This window comes from Nitrospira sp. Ecomares 2.1 (assembly GCF_965152585.1).
Genome location: NZ_OZ224219.1, coordinates 1,111,435 through 1,136,532 on the forward strand (window position 1 = coordinate 1,111,435; position 25,098 = coordinate 1,136,532).

General features: G+C 49.5%; 26 protein-coding genes and 1 pseudogene. 6 read left to right on the forward strand and 21 right to left on the reverse strand.

Annotation, left to right across the window (positions count from 1 at the left end):
- Nucleotides 1-717: 717 nt before the first annotated feature.
- The 14 genes and pseudogenes from ACWHYD_RS04960 to ACWHYD_RS05025 all read right to left on the reverse strand — a co-directional run bounded on the left by ACWHYD_RS04960 (nt 718) and on the right by ACWHYD_RS05025 (nt 12,198).
- Nucleotides 718-1,047 carry a thioredoxin family protein gene (locus ACWHYD_RS04960; RefSeq protein ID WP_447964809.1) on the reverse strand — a complete coding sequence of 110 codons (330 nt, stop codon included), beginning with the start codon at nt 1,045-1,047 and terminating at the stop codon, nt 718-720.
- Nucleotides 1,048-1,457: 410 nt separating this feature from the next.
- Nucleotides 1,458-1,847: a thiol-disulfide oxidoreductase DCC family protein gene (locus ACWHYD_RS04965; protein WP_447964810.1), complete on the reverse strand. Its 390-nt coding sequence runs from the start codon at nt 1,845-1,847 to the stop codon at nt 1,458-1,460.
- Nucleotides 1,848-1,945: 98 nt separating this feature from the next.
- The gene (locus tag ACWHYD_RS04970) at nt 1,946-3,376 is read right to left on the reverse strand and encodes a cryptochrome/photolyase family protein (RefSeq protein ID WP_447964811.1); all 1,431 of its coding nucleotides are present in this window, start codon (nt 3,374-3,376) and stop codon (nt 1,946-1,948) included.
- A gap of 155 nt (nt 3,377-3,531) precedes the next feature.
- Nucleotides 3,532-4,416: a phosphate-starvation-inducible PsiE family protein gene (locus ACWHYD_RS04975; RefSeq protein ID WP_447964812.1), complete on the reverse strand. Its 885-nt coding sequence runs from the start codon at nt 4,414-4,416 to the stop codon at nt 3,532-3,534.
- Nucleotides 4,417-4,847: 431 nt separating this feature from the next.
- Complete coding sequence (locus ACWHYD_RS04980) at nt 4,848-5,804, reverse strand: ethylbenzene dehydrogenase-related protein (protein ID WP_447964813.1); 957 nt, start codon at nt 5,802-5,804, stop codon at nt 4,848-4,850.
- Between the two features lie 90 nt (nt 5,805-5,894).
- Entirely contained in the window at nt 5,895-6,533 is a 639-nt protein-coding gene (locus ACWHYD_RS04985) for a globin (RefSeq protein WP_447964814.1), read from the reverse strand.
- A gap of 220 nt (nt 6,534-6,753) precedes the next feature.
- Entirely contained in the window at nt 6,754-7,689 is a 936-nt protein-coding gene (locus ACWHYD_RS04990) for an FAD-dependent oxidoreductase (RefSeq protein WP_447965823.1), read from the reverse strand.
- Between the two features lie 158 nt (nt 7,690-7,847).
- Nucleotides 7,848-7,964 (reverse strand): annotated as a pseudogene (locus tag ACWHYD_RS04995) (FAD-dependent oxidoreductase); the annotation flags it as partial.
- Nucleotides 7,965-8,069: 105 nt separating this feature from the next.
- Complete coding sequence (locus tag ACWHYD_RS05000) at nt 8,070-8,426, reverse strand: VOC family protein (RefSeq protein ID WP_447964815.1); 357 nt, start codon at nt 8,424-8,426, stop codon at nt 8,070-8,072.
- A 60-nt stretch (nt 8,427-8,486) separates the two neighbouring features.
- Complete coding sequence (locus ACWHYD_RS05005; RefSeq protein WP_447964816.1) at nt 8,487-8,993, reverse strand: sirohydrochlorin chelatase; 507 nt, start codon at nt 8,991-8,993, stop codon at nt 8,487-8,489.
- Between the two features lie 21 nt (nt 8,994-9,014).
- Nucleotides 9,015-9,974 carry a MerR family transcriptional regulator gene (locus tag ACWHYD_RS05010; RefSeq protein WP_447964817.1) on the reverse strand — a complete coding sequence of 320 codons (960 nt, stop codon included), beginning with the start codon at nt 9,972-9,974 and terminating at the stop codon, nt 9,015-9,017.
- Nucleotides 9,967-10,935 carry a YbgA family protein gene (locus ACWHYD_RS05015; RefSeq protein ID WP_447965824.1) on the reverse strand — a complete coding sequence of 323 codons (969 nt, stop codon included), beginning with the start codon at nt 10,933-10,935 and terminating at the stop codon, nt 9,967-9,969. Before ACWHYD_RS05015 ends, ACWHYD_RS05010 begins: the two co-directional genes overlap by 8 nt.
- Before the next feature lie 272 nt (nt 10,936-11,207).
- Nucleotides 11,208-11,699, reverse strand: a complete 492-nt coding sequence (locus ACWHYD_RS05020) for a PDZ domain-containing protein (RefSeq protein WP_447964818.1) — start codon at nt 11,697-11,699, stop codon at nt 11,208-11,210.
- Between the two features lie 22 nt (nt 11,700-11,721).
- Entirely contained in the window at nt 11,722-12,198 is a 477-nt protein-coding gene (locus tag ACWHYD_RS05025) for a DUF4149 domain-containing protein (protein WP_447964819.1), read from the reverse strand.
- 174 nt (nt 12,199-12,372) lie between these two features.
- Between ACWHYD_RS05025 and ACWHYD_RS05030 the strand changes: the two genes are divergently transcribed.
- Nucleotides 12,373-12,579: a hypothetical protein gene (locus ACWHYD_RS05030; RefSeq protein WP_447964820.1), complete on the forward strand. Its 207-nt coding sequence runs from the start codon at nt 12,373-12,375 to the stop codon at nt 12,577-12,579.
- Between the two features lie 263 nt (nt 12,580-12,842).
- Here the strand turns inward: ACWHYD_RS05030 and ACWHYD_RS05035 are convergent, their stop codons facing one another.
- The 7 genes from ACWHYD_RS05035 to ACWHYD_RS05065 all read right to left on the reverse strand — a co-directional run bounded on the left by ACWHYD_RS05035 (nt 12,843) and on the right by ACWHYD_RS05065 (nt 18,790).
- Nucleotides 12,843-13,760 (reverse strand): TIGR01777 family oxidoreductase, encoded by a 918-nt coding sequence (locus ACWHYD_RS05035; RefSeq protein ID WP_447964821.1) that lies wholly within the window; start codon nt 13,758-13,760, stop codon nt 12,843-12,845.
- A 10-nt stretch (nt 13,761-13,770) separates the two neighbouring features.
- The gene (locus ACWHYD_RS05040; protein ID WP_447964822.1) at nt 13,771-14,739 is read right to left on the reverse strand and encodes a hypothetical protein; all 969 of its coding nucleotides are present in this window, start codon (nt 14,737-14,739) and stop codon (nt 13,771-13,773) included.
- Between the two features lie 53 nt (nt 14,740-14,792).
- Entirely contained in the window at nt 14,793-15,401 is a 609-nt protein-coding gene (locus tag ACWHYD_RS05045; RefSeq protein WP_447964823.1) for a Tll0287-like domain-containing protein, read from the reverse strand.
- Nucleotides 15,401-16,228 carry a formylglycine-generating enzyme family protein gene (locus ACWHYD_RS05050; protein WP_447964824.1) on the reverse strand — a complete coding sequence of 276 codons (828 nt, stop codon included), beginning with the start codon at nt 16,226-16,228 and terminating at the stop codon, nt 15,401-15,403. The genes ACWHYD_RS05045 and ACWHYD_RS05050 overlap by 1 nt, the downstream gene beginning before the upstream one ends.
- A complete protein-coding gene (locus ACWHYD_RS05055; RefSeq protein WP_447964825.1) occupies nt 16,225-16,608 on the reverse strand; it encodes a hypothetical protein in 384 nt (127 codons plus the stop codon). The genes ACWHYD_RS05050 and ACWHYD_RS05055 overlap by 4 nt, the downstream gene beginning before the upstream one ends.
- Nucleotides 16,609-16,651: 43 nt before the next feature.
- A complete protein-coding gene (locus ACWHYD_RS05060) occupies nt 16,652-17,767 on the reverse strand; it encodes a formylglycine-generating enzyme family protein (RefSeq protein ID WP_447964826.1) in 1,116 nt (371 codons plus the stop codon).
- Nucleotides 17,768-17,839: 72 nt separating this feature from the next.
- Nucleotides 17,840-18,790 (reverse strand): SUMF1/EgtB/PvdO family nonheme iron enzyme, encoded by a 951-nt coding sequence (locus ACWHYD_RS05065; protein WP_447964827.1) that lies wholly within the window; start codon nt 18,788-18,790, stop codon nt 17,840-17,842.
- 471 nt (nt 18,791-19,261) lie between these two features.
- On the opposite strand from ACWHYD_RS05065, the gene ACWHYD_RS05070 reads away from it, so the two are divergent.
- From ACWHYD_RS05070 to ACWHYD_RS05090, 5 genes are all read left to right on the forward strand, one after another.
- The gene (locus tag ACWHYD_RS05070) at nt 19,262-20,161 is read left to right on the forward strand and encodes a MerR family transcriptional regulator (protein WP_447964828.1); all 900 of its coding nucleotides are present in this window, start codon (nt 19,262-19,264) and stop codon (nt 20,159-20,161) included.
- A 194-nt stretch (nt 20,162-20,355) separates the two neighbouring features.
- The gene (locus ACWHYD_RS05075; RefSeq protein WP_447964829.1) at nt 20,356-20,811 is read left to right on the forward strand and encodes a BLUF domain-containing protein; all 456 of its coding nucleotides are present in this window, start codon (nt 20,356-20,358) and stop codon (nt 20,809-20,811) included.
- A gap of 431 nt (nt 20,812-21,242) precedes the next feature.
- Nucleotides 21,243-22,058, forward strand: coding sequence for a CPBP family intramembrane glutamic endopeptidase (locus ACWHYD_RS05080; RefSeq protein WP_447964830.1), 816 nt, complete (start codon nt 21,243-21,245; stop codon nt 22,056-22,058).
- Nucleotides 22,059-22,504: 446 nt separating this feature from the next.
- Complete coding sequence (locus tag ACWHYD_RS05085) at nt 22,505-23,395, forward strand: formate/nitrite transporter family protein (RefSeq protein WP_447964831.1); 891 nt, start codon at nt 22,505-22,507, stop codon at nt 23,393-23,395.
- A gap of 53 nt (nt 23,396-23,448) precedes the next feature.
- A complete protein-coding gene (locus ACWHYD_RS05090) occupies nt 23,449-25,065 on the forward strand; it encodes a ferredoxin--nitrite reductase (protein WP_447964832.1) in 1,617 nt (538 codons plus the stop codon).
- The last annotated feature ends 33 nt before the right edge of the window (nt 25,066-25,098 follow it).

A 25,098-nucleotide genomic window follows, 5' to 3' on the forward strand; every position in this document is an offset into this window, starting at 1 on the left:
TCCGGTCAGGGCAATTGGCCCAGATAGAAATATCAACTGGACTATTAGGTGTTTGAACTTTTTCCTAATAAACCCATACTGGGTTCTAGAAAAATAGCCAAAGGCATTTGTGCTTGAGAATATGATCGGAGATGGGATTAACAGAAAATGGCTGGTCCCGCCTTCGATAGCCTTAATCATCGTCGACCGAGTGGGATCTGCAGGCATCATGACCACTGAAATGGTCAGATCTTTTCCAGAGTTGGTTTAGCGTCGTCAAGTCCTCGATGATCGGCATTTCAAGGTCAAGGAAAATCTCATTAACGGATTCCGTTTTAAGGGCCGTAAGTCTCTCCAGGTTGTTCGAGGAAGGTGGAAACTTCAAATCTAATTTTTCTCAATCTGTCGTGAAGAAAAAATTATAGTTTCCTGTTCATCGACTACCAGAATTCGTTCGCCGATAGGAGGTACACCTGATTTGTAAACCAACATTTCTCTATGGTTTATTGCTTTTTATCTTTATCACTATCATATCGACTTCATCCCTTGTGGGGGCCAAAGAAATATAATGAAACGTTAGACAATTTGGAGTAACTAGAGGGTATGGGGGGAGGCATATGACGTGAAGAAAGAAGCTCTCATCGTAATGAGCCTGGCATCGTCCTTCCAAGTGTGAAACATATTTGAATCACATTAAGAAAGAAACCCGTAAAAATTTTCAATAAATCCAAAACCGGGCTAATGGGAATTTTCAAGCCAAGGAGAGAGCTGCTCGATGATCTGATCCTTTTTGCCGATCCCACCAATGAATTGCTTGAATTCCCCATTCAGAAATAGGGCTAAGGTAGGAAGGGAATGAATCTCTAATTCCCCGGGAATGAGGAAATTCTCCTGCACGTTCATTGTGAGGATGAGAAGGCGTTTCCCAAGCTCTTTCTGCAAGTGCTCTAATTCTTTGGTCAGAGCTCGACAATGGCCACAGTCGGGCTGCCAAAATTCTACTAAAACGGGGACGGGCGATTTTTCAATCATCCCATCAAACTCTCGATCAACTACTCCCTGAATCATGTTCGCCAATCTTGATTGCTTAATATTGCCTAGGAAATTCGCGCATTTTCCGGAAACAATGAATGATCATGATGTTAACTGATTTGTAAGGATAGGTTGAAGAATTTGCCTCTGGTTTTGGGTATCTTTTGGGTAGTAGGGTCTTCTCCCGGTTTCCCAGTGAGACTTGATGGGCACCATGTCAGGACCATGGGAGGCTTCCCGGCTCAACGGGCCTATTTTATCATGACGTTGATCTTCTAGGACGATAACCCAGTTTCACTTTCTCATGCCTTTTGTGGATGACTTCAATTTGTTGTGAAATTCATTCATGAGGCCTTTAGTAAATTTAGGAAAATGGAATCCGTGCGATCATTAATGTAAGTATGAGTAGGAAGGTTACGGAAAATTTTCTGCCTAGATGAATACTATTAGGCACGGCCAGTCAGTCGCAATCGATTTTTGGCAAACCAGGTATATGTGTTCACCAAGAGTTTATTGAAGATTGGTCTTCGGCTACACCGAGCAAGAAAGCCTAGCCCAACTCCCTCCCACATTTCCCTGAACACCTCGACACCTGTAATGAGGGTTCCATCCGACCAGCGGGCATGGATCACTTTCTCCAAATTACATTGGCTCAGTCCATGGTCTGTGGCATGATAAGACGAATTTGAAAAATCAATGAAATGAAGATGGGCTTTTCGATTGAACATTTTCATCAGATCGATCTCTCGACGACAAATCTGGCATTCGCCGTCATAATAGACCCTCAGTGGGTACGGCTTCGTGCAATGGAGGCGTGGCTGTGTCTTCGGGTTCAAAGCAGGTTTTGTTTTTTAAGATCTCATGAATGACTCTTGAAAACCAGGGAAGTCCCCGTATCCAATTGCGACCGAGTTGTATGGGGCATTTGCGATGCTTAGGTCAATCCCGAAAATGCTTCCAGCGCTCGCTCACGGGAATCGCTGAGTTTGACGATCGGCAGGGGATAATTCTCTCCGAGTAGCACCCCCGCTTCTGCCAACACTTTTTCGGGTGCTTCCCAAGGATTATGCAGGTATTTCATCGGCATCTTTTTTAACTCGGGGATGAACCGTCGAACATACTCGCCATCTTCATCGAACCTTTTTCCCTGCGTGACTGGGTTGAAAATTCTAAAATAGGGTGCCGCATCGGCCCCACAGCCTGCAATCCATTGCCAGCTGGCACTGTTGTTGGCAAGATCGGCATCGACCAATGTATCCCAAAACCAGTCTTCCCCAAGGTGCCAGTGCAACATGAGGTTTTTAACCAGAAAGGATCCGACAATCATGCGAATACGGTTATGCATGTAACCGGTTCCCCACAGTTCACGCATGCCGGCATCCACGATGGGGTAGCCGGTTTGACCTTGTTGCCATCTTTTCAGGGCTTTTAGATCTTTACGCCAGGGAAAGGTATTAAATTTCTTTTGCAGATTTTTTCGGGGGAGCTCCGGGAAATGAAAGAGCAGACTGTGAGAAAATTCCCGCCAGCCCAGTTCACTTAAAAACGTCTCCCCCTCCTTCCGCCATCCTTCAGCGCCCATGTGTTGTTTGGCGGCATGCCACACCGCATTCGGTGAGATTTCTCCGAAATGCAGATGCGGCGATAACCGCGAGACATTGTTTCTGGAGGGATAGTTTCGGCCTTCTTTGTAGTGTTTGAGGCCGCTTTTGAGAAACGCTTTCAGTCGAGCCTGTGCCCCGGCTGCTCCGGGCTCCCAATGTTTGGCAAGTTTTTTGTGCCAGGGAATATTTGGCAGCAGGTCCAGATCTTTCAGTGCCACACCTTTGTATGTGGAAAGCCTTAAATTTTTTGGGGCTTTTAGGGGTTGTCGGGGTTCATTGCCATTTCTGAGACATCCATTTTGATAAAAGGGAGTGAACACCTTATACGGAGTGCCGTCGCTTTTGAGCGCTGTCTGGGGTTCAAAAAGCAGGGAGCCGTTACAGGTGTGAACCTCGATTCCTTTGGTCTGCAATGTTTCTTGTATGTGTGCATCCCTGGCGATTCGCCAGGGTTCGTAACATCGGTTCCAATAAATTGCCGCTGCTCCTGCCTCTTTGATGACGTCCATCAGGACCTTTTGAGCCGGTCCTTTCTTGAAGCACAGATTGCCCTCGAATGTTACGTTCAGCACCTTGAGACTTTCATGCAGCCACCAGCGGCTGGCAGCGCCTAACTTCCATTCTCCGCTATTTTCCTCATCAAGAATAAATAGTAGGAGGATAGGGTGCCCTGTTTTATGGGCCGCCAACAATGCCGGGTTGTCCTTGATGCGTAAATCCTGGCGAAACCAGACCACGACTGGGGAGTTGTTTGTTGTCATGCTATGCCTTTGGCACAATTCAAAGCCGAAAATTCAATGCTCCACACTAACTAAAGGAAAAAATTTCGTGATTACCATTTGGCTAAATCCTGATTCAGCCAAAGGATGGTATTGGGTTGAATTCCGATGGAGGGGGCAACCCAACATTCGTTGTATTACAGATTATCTGGTTCTCCCCAGGTAAACCGTCTTTCAATGAGCCAGTAGGTAATGCCTAGCGCCAGCACCACCGCAGCAGTTGCAAAAATATAGGGAGGTGTGATTTCTTTGAAATCGAAAATGATCACCTTTCGGGCTATGGCCATTAAAGCTGTAGCTACGACCATTTTAATGTGAATGACGTCTTTGCGTATATACAGCGTAATGTTAATGAAAATTTCTATGGCAATGAGAACGGCTAGAAATGCTCCAAATGTGGTGACGATATCCCTAATGGTAAATGTCGTGAAACTCGGCAATATGAGTTTTTGATAAATGAGGTACACCACATCAACGACTCCCCACAAAATGGTAAACACCATCAAGACTGCCAGGACTTTTACGGCTGCCCGTATGGTCTGGTGGAGAACTTGTATGAGACGATCTTCTTGATCGAGGGATAATTCTTCCTGCCCGATTTTTTTGAGCCGGTCTTTGCGGAAATGCTCCATCAGGGAATCCACAATACTCTCGTGGCTTCCCAAAAAAGTCGTATTGAAATCCTTCTCAACGAGGTTTTCGAGGCCTTTCACGGCCTGAAATTCTTCTCCGGATACCCTTTTAAATCCCATGCTCCAGTCGGCATACTCGCGACGATCCACGGTTTTTTTCTTCAGCACTTGAAAGTCGGTGTGGCGAGGATCTTTTTTGATTCTCGCAATCAATTCATGTACAGCCTGCTCTTCCCCTTCCAGTATTTGGATGAAGGTATTGTTTCCATACAGCAACATTCCGGTTATGCCTAATCGTGCATTGTTTTCACGGCTGCTCCTTAGAATCTGTTCCAAATCCTCTTGTGACATCGGTTTCGTGGCGGTACTGATGTACGAAATTTGGATCATTAATTTAATCCCCCTTCACATGAGCGAATGGTCTATGATGTTGTTTTTTAATTGTAACCATAGGGGAATGAGTCCGATAGGTCATATGGCACAGAAGGGGGATAGGAATAAGAACAGTTTCCATCTCAAGCCGTAAAAAAGGGTACCCAGGCTTTAGCGGAAGGAATTATTCCTCGTGGCGTGGAGTAATTTATACTGAATTGAGGGAGAGCTCCACACTTGAAATGCTGAGGTTGAAAGCAAGGTCCATTTCCGCGGTCTCATGGGCACCTGATAGGCGCAGTTTGTATTCTCAAATTTTCATGCCCCGAATGGCGTGGAAACACAAAGTTCTTCAGATGCCTATCCGCTAAACCCTCACAATACTTTCCCTTGGACTCTAGGGCCTTGGTGAGATTTGGCACTCCTGAAGAGTTTATTGCAATATTCCGCTAATTTGGCATTTGAGCCGTAAACCAGGTCGAAATACCTTTCATGCCATTACGCTCTACATTCGAGCCGTCCCACACGGCAAAGGCCACTGGAAAGCTTGAACCAGCAATAAACTGGACATCATTGGGATCATCAGTCGTCAGGGCTCGTTTCATGACGACGCGCCACGTCGGTCCATTACAACAACCTCCTTTAAGGGCGCCATAAGGTTCCCATAATCCGTTGCCCAGTACGTTTTGTGCTGACTGGGTGGTGAGAGTGCTAAAGCCATTGGCGTTGAGATCTTCTACAGAACTGATCCGGAGGGAGGGATCTGACATGATATTGCCTGACCAGATGCCCTCATTGAAAGGCCCGGAGCTTCGTCCGGTTCGATTAGTATATGTGACCCCTCCGGAGGGTTCCTCATAATAATAATCCCAGGCGATTGCGGGGTATTGTTGGTCTACGTCCCACATGCCTGCCACTCCCGTGCCAAGGTCTTTTTGCCATTCAGCGTTCCATCGCCAAATATTCACGGTTCCCCCTGATTGCCCCATGCATTGAAATGGAGGAGCTCCGGCATCCTGAACCGGAAACTGGATGGCCATTTGATCCCGAAAATCCTGAGGCCCGATAGTGGTGTTGTTAATGGTCTGATCACCCCAGTTTGCCCAGACGCCAATGTCTTGTCCGTTGGTGGCCACCTTCACCATCACGGTCTTAACCGAAATATTCGGGTGCATGGGGGTGGTAATGGTCTGACCGCTCAATGGCACGACAACTCCGGGGACGGACTCCCAAATAGGATTTGCCCCATCCATCGCGATGTCTCCCTTAATGGAGGCAATGGGAATCGTCACCGGTTGGCTCACGGCTAGAGGGATGTCGATCATGGCCAAGATCGCCGCTACAAACAGAATTCCAGGGATTGGCAGGATTAAAATCATTCGGTGTTGATATCTAGGCTGTTTCATGTTGCTCCTGTTCGCTGAGCCATTAAATTTCAATGTTCCTGATTCATGGCTCGGCTCGTTTTGGAAGGGTCTCATCACATCAGTGGTTATTCAGCACCAGACTTTTTTTAGCCCTGGCTTCTTTGACAGCTTTACTTCTGCGAGGCGATAACGACTCCACAGGCCGATAGAGGCGATGCTCCCCGCCAAAATTATGAAGGCTCCCCAAAAAAGTGCAAATGGTTGGCTCATACGATTATTTCTCCTGTTGATGAATGGAAAGGCCGATGAAAGTGCTAAAAAGGAAAGGGATTCAGGTTGGTGCCCCCACAAACTGTTGCTCACCTGGTGAATGATTTTTCTCCAGGCAGATTCCATGGCAGGGCTCCAGGCATCTTCTGCCAATTCAGAAAAAATGTCTAAATAGGTCTCCGCCATCCTGAGCAGGTGATGAGGTTGCAGGTGGCTTACCGTTGTGGGTGCCAGATCTGCCCATTGTTCTCTGATGGGTGACCGAATTTTTCCGCTTAAGCGGATTTCCTTGATGATCGTATCGAGAATCTGGACGATGCGCCTGCTGAATGGTTGTAGCCCCATTGTTTGGAGAGAAGTGGCGATCTCAGGATGCTCTCGCAACAAGCGATGGAACAGCTTGTCGGCAAATGCATCTTCACTTTCCTTGATCCATCCTAGGCCGCATTCAAGTATATGAATCTCCGAATCTGAAAACTTGTGGGTAATTTGTTCCATGGGAGAAGTGCCTTTCCTATGGTTCTCTAAATATAGCTTCTTTTTCAATGTACACCCTGGGGTCTAGGAGAGGTCAAAGAAAAATGAAAAACCTTCGACAACGAAAGGCCGCTCAAGACTTGCGTGCGCATGTCGGAAGGTAGACCGTCTCAATGACGACTATGGAGATTGAAGTGTTGGTGGGTCGGGGAATTCTAGAAAACGGGGAGGATGCCGGATATCAGGTCTCTAGCCATTTTCGAATCTTTTCTGCCGCACGACGACCGGAAAAAAGGGCTCCATCCATAGTCCCGGTGGCAGAAAAATCCCCACAAACAACGACTCCATCCTGAATATGTGTCTGACGAGAGAACGGGTTAGGAAATGGTGAAACCTGGGCAGGTTGGGCGGCGGTGATGGAATAGGCTCGAATTGGTTGCCAGCCTTCAACTTGTGAGCCAAACCATTCACGCAATTGTTGGCGAACCCGGGTGGCAAGGTCTTCTTTGGAAGAATCAGCATGGTTTAACACTGAAACGGAGATCAATTGTTTGTTGGTCGTGGAATAGGTCGGGGCGATTTGAGTGAGGACACAAAGATTATTAATTGGACCGACTCCCTCTCCGTTCAATAACAGAAACGGCCCTGAAAAAGGCGGCTCAGAGGCAGCATAGTATAGACATGTTACATGGCGATAGGGAGCTGGATTGAGTCCGGGAACAAGCCTGGTTGCGGCTGGTCCGTCGGTGGCCACGACAATGGCGCGAGCGGATAGAGCCTCCCCTGATTCCAAGGTTACCGAAGTCTTTTGCATGGATGTGACCCTGGCTTGAGTGCTAATTCGCCCTGCCGGAAGACGGGATACCAATTGTCGGGGAATGGCTCCCATCCCTCCGTCGGGAAGTGAAATGTCTCCAGACGCAAATATCCGAAAAGCAAATTCCGCCATACGACTGGAAGTCTGTAAATCCGAATCCAAAAATACGCCACCAAGGAATGGTCGAAAAAATCGTTCGACTATGGAGTAAGAAAATCCGAAAATTTTAAGGTGTTGGAGTGTTGAGGTTTCGGGCCTTTGAAATAAATCGTTCAAGCTTCCTGTATTTGCCCGATGGCGAAATGTTGTTACCCGGATTTTGTCTGAAAGGGTGCCGATAGGAGTGAAGAGCGCTTGAATTCCCTGAAAAGGATGTCAGAAGGGATCCGGCATCCGATGCCATTTACCAAGACACCGAATCACTGCACCTGGGAAAAATTGATGGAGCTCGAGGGCAGGGTAATTCAATATGCGTTTGGCCTCAGGATACGCAGTGGAAAAGACCTGGAAACCCCGGTCTAGAAGGAACCATCAACGTGATCTGTGCGAATCCTCCCCCCTACGTCTTCTGATGCTTCAAGCAGTAAAAAGTTTATCCCATAATCCGCTAATGTTTTCGCGCAGGAAAGTCCGGCAAGACCTGCTCCGAAAAGGGCACATCAGCATTCATGGGAGAAATATGTTGGTTGAGGCCGAGAAAGGAAAAAGGTATATGCCTGATGTTCGGAAAGTCGTGCAAATTATGACTCTTCCATCACTTCAATTGAATTGCCGAAGGGATCGGTGATATAGACCGAATTGAGTCCGTCCCGGTGGGTGATGAGATCTCCAAATTTGTTGGCATCTGGACGGCTGAGCGCAAAATGAGAAGGATGGTCCCGAGGCAGAACAAGGGCCAGTTTGGTATTGGCGAAGGCCAGAAGCGCCCAGGATTCATCGATGTAGTCCACGCAACAGTTGAAGCGGGAGGTATACCATTCGACCGCTTTGGCCACGTTCGGGACTGGAATCGCCACATGATGGATGGTATCCAGTTTTGGGGGCCTGGACGGTGGCTTTCGCTTTCTGGTCAAGGGGCTTTGCCCTTTGGGTGCCATGCGCTTGTGTCTACCTCTCTACGCGTATTGAACGGTGGATGAAAAACCTTATTAAGCCTATCAAAATTGTTGGATATGCTCCATCAGCATTCTTGAGACCTTCTCCAGGTTGAACGGCCAGGCATAGATGAGAGTCACCTTCGGATGTTTCTTTCTAAGTTCCTCCAGTTCTTCAGGGATTTCACTTTCGGAATGCGATCCTCCCGGAGTAAACATGGTCGAAACTACGGTAATAGTCTCTGCTCCCTCTCGAATGAGGGATTCCACTGCTTCGGCGAGGGTCGGTCCGCAGAACTCATTATAGGCCAAGCCAAACAACGATCCGTTCAAGAGTGGCTTCATGGCAGCCCCAAGGGATTCGAGGCCGGCCTGGTAAGGATCGGTCTCAGGGGTCCGTGGCCAAGTACGAACCTTGGTATCCAATTCTAATTCTTCAGGTGACATGGGAGTGCCGGCTGCTCTTCGCTGGGCTTCAAGGCGTTTCAATTTGGTAATGAGGTCCGATGGATATCCTTTAGGGATGCCTCCGTGTCCGACAAGAAGAATAGCTTTTTTAAGGTCTGCCATAAATCAAACTCCTTCAATAGACTAGGTGGTGAATGAGGACGAGCTTATGTTCTTTGCCATGTGAGGAAGGGGAGTTCGGGGTTGAACCGTTTTGACTTCTTGAACCTGACCAAAATAGGAAATATTGTGGGTGCCGAGTAGTTGGGCGAAGGGTGTGAACCCGCGTCCGCCCACCACTACCTCACACAATGGCTGAAGATGTTGAGTAATATCACGAATCCAGGTTTGTAGTGTGCCTTTACCCGGTTCAATAATGCAGGAAAGAATAATAAGCTGTGCGTGTTTTCGGCGCAAGGCCATTTCCAACATCTCAAATGAGACATTGGGCCCGAGATAAATACTATGCCATCCTATTCGTCGTAATAGCACCGAAGCTGTGAGCGGACCGATTTCATGAAAGTCTCCAGGCACGCAGGCAATCAAGGCGTGCGGTCTTCCAAGAGGAGATTCTTCCCTGATGATGTTGATGAGGTGTTGGCGCACCAAACGGCTCACATTTTGTTCTCCCCTCAAACTGATTCCTCCCTGATGCCATAGTTCACCAATCAGTCGCAAGAAAGGAAAGATAATGATAGTCAAAGCCTGTTCCAGCCCCAGACCATCAATCCAGTTTTCAAGCATGGTGGTGATTTCCTGCACATCCTGCCGCCGCGCGGATCGAATCATTTCCTGTGCGTCATTCCAATATGTGGAGGGTATCCCTGAGAGATCAAGGGGGACATGCTGCATCAACTGTCGGAGTTCGTGCTCACCGGCCTGGGCTAATTGACCAATGGACTCACCATGATCCACCTGTGATTTCAGGTACAGGAGAAATTGAATATCGTCTTCAGTAAAAAGTCGATAGCCGTTAGAAGCTCGCTGAGGATGGACCAATTGGTAGCGTTCTTCCCATTTCCGAATCACGTGGGCGCTGAGTCCTGTCGTACTGGCCACAGATTTAATGCGAAATTTCTGGGAATCATTTGCAACGTTAGACATGATTGCGCAACATCAGCTCTTTCGGATGTGGATTGAGATAAACCTGATCCATTAAATAGGGAACAGCCAGGATGCGCACATAATGTTTAATGAGCGTCAGAGGAACAGCCAGGGGTGTGAGATGCCGGTGGTAATCCTGAATGGTTTCCTGCAACTCGGCCCGTTCAATGGTGCTCAGTTGTTTTTTGAAGTAGCCGGCCAGATGCTGGAGGACATTGACATGCTTTCGCACGGTGGCCTTGATTTTCAGCGCGTCCATAAATAATGGACCGTATCGGTTGGCCAGATCACCAGCTGTGTATTGGCCTGCCTGCGCGATGAGTTGTCCAAGTTCGTGATAATGTGGACGGCTGTGGGTGAGCAATAAATATTTGTGGCGGGTATGGAATTGCACAATGGCCCCTCGGCTGATCCGGTGCTCCTGAAATAAGGTTTTCCACCTTCGATAACAGAAAATGCGCTCGATAAAGTTTTCCCGAAGGGGGGCATCGCTCAAACGACCTTCCTCCTCCACAGGAAGCAGGGGAAACGCGTGTTGGAATGCGGAGGCAAAGATACCCGTTCCCTGCTTGGAAGGTTGACCTTTATCGGTATAGACCTTGACCCGATACACACCGCAGCTTGGGGAACTTTTTTTAAAAATATACCCATCCAAATCACTTTCCTGTAACTCCTGAACCCGGCGCTGACTAAAGTCGTGCAGGGTGGCGGTGTGATCAATGTGGGAGCGGATGGTCAGGAGTTGTGGAGCCTCAGGATCGCCGGCCAAATGCATGGCTTCTCGCGGAGTACTCAGTCCGGCTTCCACTTCTGGGCAGACCGGAAGCCATTCGACGAACGGGGCTAGGACGTCTGTGAGAAAGGCATCACGTTTGTGCCCACCATCGTATCGAACGGTATCACCGAGGAGGCATTGGCTGATCCCAAGTCGCGGCTTATGATCAGAAAGGGGCTCAGCCATATTGTTGTCGGGTCGGGTCGTTTTTTTGTGAGGTTTGTGATCGATGTCGATAAGTGGTATGGTCATAGGGGTGTGTAATCCCTTTCCTGACGGGTGACGGATCCACCATGCCCATGTCGCATGTTTCTCAATCCTTCTCCGGCGTTGAGTGCTTATTATTCATGACAAGTCTCCCCCAAGGGTTTGGCGTTCCTGAATCCTTCCTAACTTCATTCAACCCCTCGGATTCGGTTTCCCAGGGAAGATGGCCTGCCCTGCAACTTTTACTCCATTTACATGGCTTGAGGTGTTTGCTCCATTAACACCGATTCGTTAATTCTCACGACGCTGACGGTGCGTTCACCTTGCGGGCCTGTAAGTCCCAGTCGGACGGTGCTTCCCACTTCTCCACGTATAAGCCCAACCGCCTCCTGATAGGTTTTCCCGGCTAGGGGGAGCCCGTCGACTGTCAGAATTTCCTCCCCATGATTCAGTCCAGCGCGTGCGGCGGGTCCGGACGGATGCACGGCGCGAATGATCAATCGAGCAGGTTCTCCAATTCGAACCGCTGTAATATGCAGGGCAAGTCCGACAATTCCCGAGGGAGCGGGTGTGTTGGCGCCTGGAGGGCTGGCGTGGGGGTTGCTGGAAGTTGGGGGTTTTTCATCTGCCTCTTCGTAAGCGAGACTTCCGGGAGCGAATGAGCTAACCAGGAGCAAAGCCATGGCGAAACAGGGAAGCATGAATCTGCTTACGCGATTGTTGAAAGGTGCATAGAGGCGCATATCTCAATTCTCCTTTTATAAATTACGGCGAGATGCCGAATAAGCCCATGAGGCACAAACCCATGAATAAGACCAGGGAATTCAGTTGGACGGAAAGGCGGTGAAGACCATCCCGTTGTTGTTGAAGTAACGGGGTCGTGAGGCCTCTAGCCTGCTTGGCTTTCAATTGGTCACTGAGGTCATTGATTTGAGCAATGAGGGGTGTCCGGCAGTAATGCTCAATGGCCAGAACGCCTAACCAGATGGTGGCGGGAAGCAGGACGATGGATTCAAATCCATTCAGCAGTCCCAGGGCAATGCTGGTGGTCCAGCCAACAGCAGCACTGATCATTCCCAATCCATAATACTGAGGAAACAGGCTTCGGACGACTTTGGCGAAGGTGTCGGTATCCAGGGTCCGTGAGAGAACCGGCGCGGTCACAAACGACAGAAAGACAATCTTGCCCACCAAAATGGCCATGGCCAACAAATTGAAAAAAATAAGAATGTGTTCAGTCATCGTGTCACCCCCTTAAGAAGCATTGGGCAGCAGGCTTTGGGGCACCCGCAAGGCCTGGGAAAAATCAGGTAACTGGTCCATAGGAACTGTTTCAACATATCGAATACTGCCCTTGGCATCCAGTATGAGCATCGCGCCGGAGAATGCTCAAGTCTTCCAGAAGAAGGCCTGTCTGTGTGCCGAACCGATATTCAAGAACGTCCGCTAAAATGGTATATGATGAATATTCGCCTTAGCAGAAAATTCCTGTTGATCGTTGTAGGCAATCGTACTCAAGGTGACGAACGTCATCAGGTGATCCAATCCTCCATTGCGTTCGCTGAATCGGTGTGTCTGTTCATCGCACACCGGCGTATTCAACTATGGTACGACGTTGATTAACGTCATGTTCCCCCTGAGGTTATCGAGGGCAACGGTCCCTCCATCTTCTCCGATGGCGCTCGCAGAGGGAATGAGGTTGCCTTTCTCCAGGGATGGCGATGCTCCCAGAACAGAGGATTCCCAGAAAAAAGAACGACTCCGAGAGTAAAAATTGAAAAGCACAGCATGAAGAAGATGACCGAAAGTGATTGTTTTTTTGCCTCTAATATTCATCGGTTCGCTCATTAGATTCTATGGGAATAGTCCGGCTGCGTCCCTTGAGTTCATGCTTTGCCCAATATTGATTGTAATGCTTTCTGTAGGGTGGGAAAGGAATATGAAAATCCGCTATCCAGGGCTTTTTGCGGGAGAACGCGTTGTCCGGTTGTCAGCATCGTCGCGAGCTCTCCCAGAGCGATCTTCAACGCAAATCCAGGAACCGGCAACCAGGATGGACGATTCATCGTTTTTCCCAATGTCGTACAAAAGTGCTGCATGGTCACTGCTTCCGGAGCGACGCCGTTAACCGTCCCATCGAGAGTGGGGTGGGTGATGATAAAAAGGATAAGGCGAGCAAGATCATTCCGATGGATCCACGAAACATATTGAGTGCCGGGTAGAACGGGACCGCCCAGAAACACGCGAAACGGCACAGTCATTTTTGATAGAGCTCCGCCATCCGGTCCCAAGACCATTCCGAATCGGACTGGAATCACCCGAAGGTCCAAGGCTTCGGCCTCCATGGCCGTATTTTCCCAAACCTGAGAGAGATCTGAAAGAAAGCCCTTCCCACGCGTGGATGATTCATTCAGCTCTTCCTCACCCCTGGCTCCATAGAAGCCGACTCCTGAGGCGGAAATAAATGTGTGAGGTTTGTGTTTCCAGGTCGGGATTGCCAGAAGCAAGGCTTGGATCGGTTCCACCCGGCTGTCAATGAGCGCCTGTTTTCGCTTGTCGGTCCAGCGGGAATCGGCAATCGGTGCACCGGAAAGATTGATGACAACATCTGCACCCTCACATTCCTGCGCCCATGGCCCCAGAGTGACTCCATCCCACTGGACGAAATGACGTTGTGGGGTGGCAGACGCAGTGTAATTTTCTGCATGGCGGGTGAGAATGATGACGGAATGTCCTTCTTCAATCAACATCCGGCAAACCTCTCGTCCGATAAATCCAGTTCCACCGGCAATGACCATCTTCATGTTCAGTCTCCTATCTCATGATTTCAGAGGGGGCATCCCATTCTTGCAATTCCACCGTAGGAACAATATGAGCATCTCCCACCAGATCAATGCCAAAAGGATCGGGCTTATGCGTATCTTCAGGGTAGGCAGTTGTCGAAGTTGAGGAAACATCCACGTCCACGTTGAGGGTGCGTCCGGGAAGGATGTGAATGGACGTGATGGTCTGACCCATCGGGTGCCAGATGACGAGATTGTAGGTTCCCGGCGGAATGTCAGTGATGGAAAATTCACCTCGTTTTCCCGCCTGAGTGACATAGGGATGTGGAAGTACAATACCCCACCCTTCCATAAATTCATGATAGCTACAGCGAAAGAGGATAATGCCAGTCTTCTCCACCGCATACGTGACTTTCGTCCCGGCTCGATGGGTGCCGGTCTTGCCTTCTGAAAGAAAATCACTCTTACGATTATCGGGATGCGGTGGAAGAGTCTGCCCGAACAGATGAAGTCCACCCGTGGCAGAGGTTAGAAAAATTTCGAGTTTGTGTTCAACAGGATCCCAATTTTGAAAATGGAGGTCCTGACCGGCTTTTGCGGTGCCGACATGAGGAAGAAACATACAGTCTTTGGTTTGAACCATGGCCGGTGTCGAGGGAGCGGCTTTTCCTCGGGGGACGTTCTCCAGATAAACCACGGCACCAGGCAGGGAGTGGTTTGGACCCGGTCTGGTGATGGGAGACAACCGCCAACCTTTTCCGTCAGAAATTCGTCCACAATAATAGGGATCGGCTGAGAGAACGAGGTTGTACCGTCTTGGTGAATGAAGTGTTCCCTTCATGAAGACGGATCCCTCAAGATCCCCCCCAGCGAAATTTGGGATTTCTTCATAAGCGAATCCTGAATGCACAGGATTCAGCACCGCACAAAAAGTCACGGCGAAGACCGCGAGTATGGTTCCTCTAGCGGGAAAGAGGGGCTCTGTTCTCAAAATCAACATGATTGTCTGCCTGTCGATATTCCATGAATCGAATGATGTTCTATGCCTCTACATTATTCAACCGGAAAGGAGATGATAATTCCTCCCATGACGTCACCCAGTTTCCGATCACGTTTTGGGCTGAGGAGGTGTGTGTTATGACAAGTGACGCAGGCCCTGGAGATTGCCCGGTCTGCATAGATCGCCTGGAAATATGTTTGTTCCCCCTTGGTGATGTAACCTGTGGCCGGTTGAGACGGCTCACGTTCTACGGCCGCCAGACCAGCTTCTTCGAAGTCCGAGGCCGGACCATTTTTTTGGTAAATAGGCAGACGGCTTGCCAGACGATACTCAAGGCCGATGCCTTTCTCCTTCACGGCAGATCCCGACAGCAGCAGCATCTGAGCCTGAAGGGGCAGAGCGTTCCGGGACTCCCAGGTTTCCGAGGCGATGACCGTTCCTGTTTCCTGCATGCGGTCGACGATATGGGTGGTATACAGGGTCCGGTCAGATTCGATCACCGCATAAATGAAATCTGCCACGATTTCCGGTCGAACGCCTTTGATCGAATGAGTGCCTTCTTCGCTAGCAGCGATGTCTGACATAGAAAAGCCCAAGAGGATCACCGCTGAAGTTAAATAGAGGACTTGGAGCGTTTTCATCACAACACCTTTATGATTCATTACTGTGTATTGCTTTCTGACTCGGTCTGACCCGGACCAATGTCCCGCGCACATCGAAACCCGATGCCATGAGTTTTTAGTGCAAATCCACCCTTGCCTCGGGAGGTGGCTCTCAAATCAGTATCAAAACTTTTCCACGATCCTCCACGGAGAACTTTTAAAATTCCGGTCTCCGGGCCTTTGGGATTTTTGTCCGGAGCGCTGGCATAGTATTCGGAGGCATACCAGTCCTGCACCCATTCACGGACATTGCCGGCAAGGTTTCGGAGTCCGTATGGTGATTGGCCTTCCGGAAGGGCCGTCACTTCGACAAAGGTCTTTTTCTCTTCCCAGTCTCTTTCAAAATTGGCTTGTTTCGGAGTAGGTGCTTGGTCCCCCCAGGGGTAGAGACGACCATCGTTTCCTCGAGCCGCTTTCTCCCATTCGGCTTCGGTCGGCAGACGCTTTCCGGCCCAAAAGCAATAATCGACGGCATCATGCCAGGTGACCTGGACGACTGGGAGTTCCGCAATGCCCTCTTCCTTGTTGAACGGGCGTTCGGCGAACACATTCATTGGCGGTTTATGTAACGTTTCATCCAGGAATTTCATGTAATGCGCATTGCTCACTTCATACGTATCGATGGCAAAGGCATTGAGGTAAATCTTGCGGCGAGGCTGTTCGTCGAGGCGACCCTCTCCTGGGGCGCTTCCTCGTATGAACGGACCGGCCGGAATAGTCATCATTTCGACTGGGTCCTTTTCTATCGTGGTCGCTTCCGCTGCCGTGGCAGTCGGTGGGGTAACTGTCAGCATGAGTGCGATTATCATTAAACACCACATCTTCATTGTTTCTTCTCCCGACTTGCCTGAACAATGTTCTGAGTGATCCGCATGATCTTTTGTGTGAGAGTGTTTACGGCATCAAATTGGTTGTCCCGCTCAGCCTTTCTGGCCTCCATCAACAACGCGCGGGCTTCGTGTAACTGTCGTTCAATGCTGGACTGAACTGCTGGTGAAGCCAGGGTTCCTCCGATGGCCGCAGCATGAAACTCCTCCCAGGCTTGTTCGGTGGCCTGGGAGGCTTGATAAATAAGGCCCCGGCTCCCTTCCTGCTCCTGTGCCGCCACTGGGGGAACTCCGTAGACCGGAGTTCCACCCTGGATCATGGGAATGCAGGAGAGGAAGAGGATTCCTGCCAGATAAGAGGAGGCCACTCGCATGTTCATTACTATTATATTCCTTGCTTGATTGACCCTCATGGGAATGTTCCTACCGAATATTGTCTTGAACGATCGCCTGCATCTGTTGAAGTTCTGTATTATGAGGCTCGAGTTCAAGGGCGGTGGCAATTTGTGTCTTGGCCTCCTGCCATTTTTCTTGTCCCATTCTCTTCATGGCGTCAATCGTAGCCGTTCGTACTTTGTCATTGACTACCGTGGAAGCGGATTTTGCGCATCGGAATCCCAGTCCTACCCCGTAGCTGTTATTGGATGGATGATTCCAAAACCGATGTGTGGTGGTGATGCTGGATTGTGCGGCAATCCATGATCCACCCCGAATGACCCGCTTCTCACCGACGGTCAGGCGATCCACATATGTGCCGGTTCCGCCGATCCAGATGGGTTTAAGTGGCCCCATGGTGTTCACCGAATGGGGAGTCTTCCTGTAAAAATCCGGGTCATACCAGTCTTCCACCCATTCAAAAACATTCCCAGCCATATGGTGAAGGCCGTACGGGCTTGCCGCTTCCGGCATGGAGTCAATCGGCAGGGTGGCAGCATGATTTTTGCCAAAGTTGGCTTTTGCTGCATCGAACTCGTTACCCCACGGGTATTTCAATCCCTCAGGGCCTCGAGCGGCTCGCTCCCATTCGGCTTCTGTCGGGAGTCGCTTGCCTTTGAATTCGCAATAGGCCTTGGCATCAAACCAATTCACTCCCACCACCGGCTGGTTGGGTTTGTTCAATCGCGGGTCGTCCCAATAGGCTGGTCCGGGATGCCCCTTGGTCTTCATGAACTCTGCATATTTGCTGTTTGAAACTTCGTATTTGTCAATAAAATAACCATCAACCACGACCCAATGGGCCGGTCCCTCATCATGAAATGCCTCTTTGGACCAGGGCATACTCATTCTCCGTTGATAGAGTGTTGCAGAGTCGCCCGTGGTTGACGTGGCCTTAGACGGATCTTTGTCGATGCCCATGATGGAAGGGCCGAACGGCACATACGACATTTTGTCTGGCACGACCGCACTGTCCTGAGCGAATGCTGCCGATGGATGAAGGGTTAACAGGAGACTGCCGAGGAGGACGCCTGCCACAGGCAGGCGTCCTCCTGATCTGGTCAATTTTTCATTTCTGACTTCTCCAGATTTTATGTTTGTCATAACGTTCTTCCCGTTTAGTTAAAGGCTGTCGAATAAATGATCAAGGATCATGACGATCGGGACTTCCATGGTTTACTTTTTGTCTTTATTGATTTGATCCATGATCAATGTTTGGGTCTGCAGATATTCTTCATTTTTCGGATCGGCCTTGAGAGCCTTCTCAATGGATGTGAGAGCTTCCTGCCATTTTTCCTGCCCCATGCTGATCAGAGAGAGCATGAAGTCATATTGGACGTTCTGAAGCCCCGCTGGAGAGGCCGCCTGGGCACAGCGGAAACCTAAACCAACGCCATAAGAATTGTTCTCAGGTTGGTTCCAGAATCGATGGCTGGTATGAAGGGAGCTAGCCGGTGCTAACCAGGAGCCCCCTTTTAACACTTTGACCTGACCCTGATTCGCAAAATTGAGACCTGTGGAAGGACCTTGGGGGTTCATGGCAGGGCTGACGTTAAAATAACCGGGATCATACCAATCTGACACCCATTCAAAAACGTTGCCGGCCATGTTATAAGCCCCGAATCCACTCTTACCTTCTGGATAGGAGTCCACAGCGGTTGTCTGCCCGACGGTTTGACCATAGTTGGCCTTGGAAGCATCAAGCTCATGTCCCCAGGGGTAATGGGCATGTCCATCAGGCCCTTTCGCCGCTCGCTCCCATTCCGCTTCTGTCGGCAATCGTTTCCCTTTCCATTCGCAGAAGGCGCTGCTGTCATACCAATTGACTCCCACCACCGGTTGCTCGGGTTTGTTAAGTCGTGGATCATCCCAATAGGCCGGAGCTGCGTGTCCTGTGTTCTTCATAAATTCCTTGTAATCTTTGTTGGACACCTCATACGTGTCGATGTGGTAGGCATCGAGGACCACGTTGTGAGGTTTCTCATCCTGATGATTTTCACTGCCCATCACAAATTCACCTTTAGGCACGAGGACCATATTTTCAGGACCGGCGCTCAATGCAGGAGTAGTGATGAGGAGTAGTGAGGCCATCATGGTGCCACCGATGGTCTGATGAAACGGCTTCATAGAGAAATTCTTCCGATAGAGTGAATGGGAGATTGAGAAGTTCCGTGGTACATTCATGACGATAACCCTCCGGTTAATTGTTTGAGTGATGGTGAAAGAGATGCCGGTTTTTTAAAACCGTGGCATCAAATAGATCTCCGCATTGCAGGCATTTCCACACGGGGATCTGAAATTCAGAGGTTCCTTGATCGGGAGAGATGCAATAACTACTCACCAAGAACCCTCCACAGCGCGAACAGGCATGAAGCAATCTTCCAGCATTTTCAGTTTGCCTCCTTCCCGTTTGCTGGTTGGTGTGTTTTGTGGTGTGTGTCATTGTAGTCCCTCCGTTTTAAATTACAATTAGACAAATGTTGTTTGACTTATGTTTGTCTAATGTATGTTCATAGTTATAGCAATGCGTTCAATGTTTGTCAATTGTTTTAAAAAAAATGATTTGACATACATTATACACATTGATATAAATACCTAATGCCAATGTATAGAATTCATCGTTTTTCCAAGCTTACCGGCCTTTCTCCCCACGTCATACGAGCCTGGGAGCGGCGATACGGGCTGGTCAACCCTGTTCGAGGCGATAATCGTTATCGCCTGTATACGGATGACGATGTGGTGTTGTTTCGATATCTCAAGTCTCAGATAGACCAGGGGTTGTCGATTGGGGAATTGTCCGTGCAAGGACGTGAGCATTTACAGGAGCAGGCTCAGCGGGTATTTGTGGAAACCCATCGTGAGCCGCCACCGTCTGAACGTTTGGTTACCGATTTATCACAGGCGTTAGAGGAGAATGATCGTGTGGGTTTTGAAAGGAAATTGAATGGCGCCTTAGCCGTGATTCCTTTTGAAGAAGCGTTACATCGTTTTTTACTCCCCTTACAAGAACGGGTTGGACAACTCTGGCATGATGGAAAGCTTGGCGTGGGCCAGGAACATTATGCGTCGAATCAAGTCAAACAAAAAATTTTTTCGGCCTTGAACCATTTTCAAACTTCAGATGTGGGACCTGTGGTAGTCATTGCCTGTCCTACGAATGAATGGCATGAAGTTGCGGCAATGACCGCAGCCTATGTCTGCCGGGCACGGGGTTGTCGAGTACATTATTTGGGGGCCAATTTGCCGATTCCTGAATTAGCGGCCTATTGTGACCGGAACCGTCCCACCTGTGTGTTGCTTTCTGTGACAATGATGGAGTCTTCAGAAGAAGCCATCGCCCTGGCACAAGAAATAGCCGGTACGATTGTCCCGCTCACTCCTGTCGGTTTAGGGGGCCAGGCCATCCAAGCTTATGCTGAGGCATTTTTGCAGGAAAATATCATCGTCTTTCAGGACTTGAAGGCTCTTGATCGTTTTGTGGTTTCTCTCAAGCACTAAGCCTTCCTCCATTTGTTTTAGAGAATTTTTTCCCTTCCGATATTCCCTGTTTCATATTTGAGAAAGCTTTGATATGGTGCCCTTTTCCGCCATTCAGAGTCGATAGAATTCGAAGGGCATGTTCCTGAATCAAGGCTTTCAAAATGAGCAGAGCTCTTTGCCTGAGACAATGATTTGAGGGAGGCTGCAGGGTTATGGAAAACGACTTGTATCAAATTATCTATGCCAGTGCAGCAACACGGCGAATTGAAGAAGACGAGCTACTGTCGATGTTGAAACACGCACGTAATAAAAACAAGCAACTTGGAATCACGGGTATGTTACTTCATTGTGATGGATCATTTATTCAGGCACTTGAGGGGCCCAAAGACCAGGTGATGAATATGCTTGGGGTCATTCGGCAGGATTCTCGCCACAATCGAATTGTGGTGTTATTTCAAGGTCCGATCAAGAACCGGAGTTTTTCCCAATGGTCAATGGGGTTCAACAGACCTTCCAAAGAAAAACTGGCAACGAGCGAGGGGTATACCCCCTATCTTGACGTAGGCGATGATTCCCAGGCCATTAACAATTACTCCAGTGTCGCCCTAAAATTAATTGGCGCGTTTCGTGAACTATCTGATAAACAATCTTCATCCATGGAGGGCTAACTCCATGCTCACTTGCATATTCTTCGGGAACATAGACCGGACCCTACCTATTTCGAAAACACTGCTGTGAAAGGACGGGTCCCCGCCCATAACACACGGGGTGCTTTGTCTTGTGCGAATGATTTTTTTGCAACGATGTCGTTACTCTTCAATTTTCTAAGACATGTCGGTGGACCCTCTACCCTCAAAGACATGCCCTTTCCTCTCTGAGCAATACGTGGAAGTGTCCCTGATTTAAAATGTCTGGAGCCTCCTGTGTTCTCTCCCACCCCCTTCATGCATGTTTAAATGGCTTTTGTGATCAAAAATGAATCTCGGTCCGAGGTATCGCATGGGTTGAGATGTGCTGGAATAAAGGAATGTGTGACTTCTGAAGCAAGGTCTACCATGTTGAGACATCAAGAAATTGCGCCAACACCCGAAAGAACAATATGCCTCTCCCGGTCCTCTGCTCTGAAGATTCTCCACCTCACGCTCCACCCCGGTTGAAACCCTGGCGGCACGCATGGTCGGCGGTCCTGATTGTTGGATGTTTCTATGTTGTTCAGGCCCTTGGGATCTTCATGGTTTCCGCTGTGGGCGGGGCGGTGGAGACGTTGGCCGGGGGAATTGACGTCGGGGCGCAGTTTGGCACGGTACCTCAGTATAAGGAAGTTTGGTTACTTCCCCTGTCGTTATGTGTGGGGACATTGGGAGCCATGATGGTGTCGATAGACCTGGCGAGACGGCGAGCGGTCCTATCTTCGAATGCAAATGGGTTCAGTGAGCTACTTGGGAAATCCTATGATTTTCGAAATCTGTGGCGTTTTTTTTTGATGGGATTAGCCTTGGGTTTTGGATTTGTTGCCTTTACTGAATATGGTGGGCTCCCAGCGGACGATCTTCCTCAACCGCTCTTTGATGCCATGATCAGTGCGCCTCCTTCGTTACAGACTTTATGGGCTTTGATGTTTATTGGGGTATTTCCTGTTGTGGAAGAGGTGCTCTTCCGGGGGATTTTGTTTACCGGAATGTCGGAATCCTGGGGACCGGGTTTGGCTGGTTTCATGACCACGATGATCTTTGTTGGAGTGCATATGCCGAAAGTGCTTGAGTATTGGCCGGCACTATTAGCCGTTTCATTGGTTGGTTCGTTGACGATCCTGTTACGCATTCGAACAGAAAGTCTTGTGCCAGGAATCGCGCTCCATGGCACATATAACGGCGTTTTAGTCATGGTAGCGTTTCTCACGCAAGCCACTTCGTAGTGCATCCGGTTGGCGCGGGGTTTCGTTGTTAGCGTTTTCCTAAACTGATTGAATAGGTCTTTAGCCCTGATTGACAGGGGCTGACATGTCTGCTAAATAATTTACTAGCAACAATGAAGTTGCTGGTCATTTAGCAAAGATGTGTTTTTGGACAATGATCGTCCAATTCCTTTTCAAGGGATTGGGCGTTTTTTTTTGCCGAATGCGAAACATGGGGTGATGGGTTTTCAGGGAACTGACGTATTGATCCGACAATCTTCCGAAACGAACGGTGTAAGAATTCGGTAGGAACAAAGAAATCAGACTTTATCATTTCGAGGAGTGAATGGTGGGGGAAGTGGCAAAGGCGCCACTGTTTGGGCAAGGCGGATTAATCCGGCCTTAGACCAGGCAGTTGGCGCTTTTTTATTATGCGGATTACGGAATAACAGAATAAGGAGAGAGTCATGCATACGGGGGATGTCGAACGAATGGTTCAGTTGGCAGAAAAGAAAGTGGGGTACTTCCGAAGTAATCCCATTGGGTACCTGGTCTTATCCGCCCTGGCTGGCATTTATCTCGGTTTTGGGATTTGTTTGATCTTCAGTGTGGGCGCTCCATTTTGGGCCGAAGGATCAGCCGGGTTTAAATTAGTGATGGGCGTGTCCTTTGGCATTGCGCTGACGTTGATCATCTTTGCGGGTTCGGAACTGTTTACCGGAAATAATATGGTGTGTGCTCTTGGTGCTTTGGCCAAGTCCATCACGATGAAACAGGTCGGTCAGATTTTTTTCTGGTCGTTTGTGGGTAACCTCGCGGGATCAATGGGGTTGGCATGGTTGGTCGTACAATCTGGGGTGGTGGGACAGGCGCCTCAAAGCGATCTGCTGCTCAAGGTGGCCGCGCTTAAAATGAATCTTCCGATGTGGGAGCTGTTTATACGCGGGGTTCTTTGTAACTGGCTCGTCTGTTTGGCAGTGTGGACGGCATCCCGCACGACCAATGATGTCGCGAAGATCATGCTGATTTTTTGGTGTCTCTTCGCATTCATCGGAAGCGGGTTTGAGCATAGCATTGCCAACCAATCGCTCTTGGGCATTGCCTTGTTTCTCCCGCATGGCCCGGATATATCCTGGACCGGTTTTTTGTGGAATCAGTTGTGGGTCGTATCGGGAAATATCGTCGGTGGTGTCGTATTTATGGGAGGAGCCTATTGGATCATCAGTCCTGTGCGTGGGTGGATCAAGAAAGCAGAAGCCGTAGCGGAAGGTGCGTCACTTGAATCGTCACGGAGGATTCCTGTACCAGCGGAGAGGGAGTTATTGTCTCAGCCCCTGGCGGTTGGGCGGGAGAATTAGGAACTAGAGCAGGTCGTGTGACTGAATCGAGAAAGAAACGTGAAAGGATTCTGATGAATAAGATTGAGGTGCTCAAAGGCGAAAAAGACGGGTTGGACATCAAAGAGGATATTGCCCGATATGCTGAATCGGGGTGGGAGGCGATCCCGGATGAAGATATTCAACGGCTGAAATGGTATGGACTATTCCTTCGAAATCCCACACCGGGGTTTTTTATGATCCGGGTCCGTATTCCAGGAGGAAGAACCACTTCGGTCCAATTACGCACATTGGCGCATCTGGCCAACACCTATGGAAATGGCGTGTTGGATCTGACGACCCGTCAGCAGTTTCAGTTGCGGCATCTGAAGATCGAGCATGTCCCGGAAGTCTTTCGTCAAATGGAAGAGGCGGGCCTTTGTTCGTTGCAAACCGGCATGGACAATGTCCGCAATATCATGACCTGCCCGGTGGCCGGGTTAACCACGCAAGAACAACTCGATGCAACAGACCTGGTGAAACGGCTGACAGAAGCACTGGTGGGACATCGGGCTTATTCGAATCTTCCTCGAAAGTTTAATTTGGCCATCACCGGTTGTCTCGACAATTGTTTACACCTCGAAACTCAAGATCTGGCACTGGTTCCGGCAATGCTGGAGGGACGGGACGGAGCGGTCATCGGGTTTAACCTGTTAGCGGGGGGGAAACTCGGCTCTGGCGGGTATCGCATTGCCACTCCGCTAGATGTATTCGTCAGCCCCCAGGAAGTGGTGGCCGTGACCGGAGCCATCCTTCGCGTCTTTCGGAATCATGGATGCCGGGACTCGCGCACCACTGCCAGACTGGCTTTTTTATTGGATGACTGGGGTGAAGAACGGTTTCGCATGGAAGTTCAGCGGGAAGTGGGATGGGAATTATCGCGAGCAGGAACCGATTCACGGAAGCACTCCGTCAATGATCATATGGGGGTCTACCGGCAAAAGCAGTCCGGCTTGAACTACGTGGGGCTCAAAATTCCCGTCGGCCGTATTCAGGGGGATGATTTACACGGAATAGCCGGCCTGGCTGAATCCTACGGCACAGGGGAACTCCGTCTGGCAGCCAATCAAGCGGTCATCATGCCCAATGTTTCGGACCGCGTGTTGGGAGACCTGACGGAGGAGCCTCTATTACAACGCTTTGTCTACAATCCCACGCCGGTACAAAAAGGTTTAGTCAGTTGTGTGGGAAGCGACTACTGTAATCTTGCTGTCATCGAATCCAAAAGCCGGGCGGTGGAAACGGCAAAACGAGTTGAAGCGATCATCGGCACGGAGATGAAACCCATCACCATGCACTGGTCGGGATGTCCCGCCGGTTGCGGCAATCATCTGGTGGCGGATGTGGGTCTGTTAGGGAAAAAGATCAAAGTTAAAGGGCAGATTGTCGAAGCCGTGGATATCTTTGTCGGCGGCCGGTCCGGTCCCGATCCCAAACCGGCCATTAAGTTGCTGGAGGATGTCCCGTGCGACACCCTGGCGGAGGTCCTAAGCGGAATCCTTCCGTACCATTCTCGGGAGAAAATGCATCGCACAAAGGCTAAGACCATAAGTAAACGCAACATACCCCGGCGTGCCATTGAGCCAAAAAATCCAATCAGCGGACAAAGCGAAACGTCTGCGGCCATTCTCACATCAACAAGTATGAATTGAGCCACTACTTGGTTGGAAGCTTCTTCCATCCAT